The following is a 573-nucleotide window of genomic DNA, read 5'->3' as shown; positions in this document are numbered from 1 at the left end:
CATAAGAGTTAACTAAATGGCACTGAATGGTACTGCTACCATTCTTTTTTTACTTTTGAAAACTCTTGATAAATACAATGTATCTATCAGAATTTTATTATCAGCTTTTCCAAATTTTTAAAGAGCAAGAGATGTAAAAACTTCTCAAAATTAAACACACTCTATTCTCAGGCGGTTAATGGCCCGATAAAGAATATTTATTTTTAAGAAGTAAGTGGTGGAGCTAAGCAGGATCGAACTGCTGACCTCCTGCGTGCAAGGCAGGCGCTCTCCCAGCTGAGCTATAGCCCCACATATGCTGGTACTTATTGTTTTAACCATCTTCTTAATTAGATAAGAAGTGGTGGGTCTGAGTAGATTTGAACTACCGACCTCACCCTTATCAGGGGTGCGCTCTAACCAGCTGAGCTACAGACCCAAAACAATAAGTGTTGTTCTCTTTACAATAACAATCATCTGTGTGGACACTACGAACAAATAAGTTCTAAATCGTATAAGGAGGTGATCCAGCCCCAGGTTCCCCTAGGGCTACCTTGTTACGACTTCACCCCAGTCATGAATCACTCCGTGGTA

General features: G+C 40.3%; 2 tRNA genes and 1 rRNA gene. All 3 read right to left on the bottom strand.

The features are described 5' to 3' along the window. Positions 1 to 215: 215 nt before the first annotated feature. Positions 216 to 291, bottom strand: a tRNA-Ala gene (locus QL995_RS21685). A 50-nt stretch (positions 292 to 341) separates the two neighbouring features. Further along, positions 342 to 418 (bottom strand) — tRNA-Ile (locus QL995_RS21680). Between the two features lie 76 nt (positions 419 to 494). Beyond that, positions 495 to 573: ribosomal RNA gene (locus tag QL995_RS21675) — 16S ribosomal RNA — on the bottom strand; the annotation flags it as partial.

Source organism: Pseudoalteromonas sp. APC 3358 (genome assembly GCF_030408075.1).
Lineage (GTDB): Bacteria > Pseudomonadota > Gammaproteobacteria > Enterobacterales > Alteromonadaceae > Pseudoalteromonas > Pseudoalteromonas arctica.
This window is presented reverse-complemented; position numbering and strand designations above follow the sequence as displayed.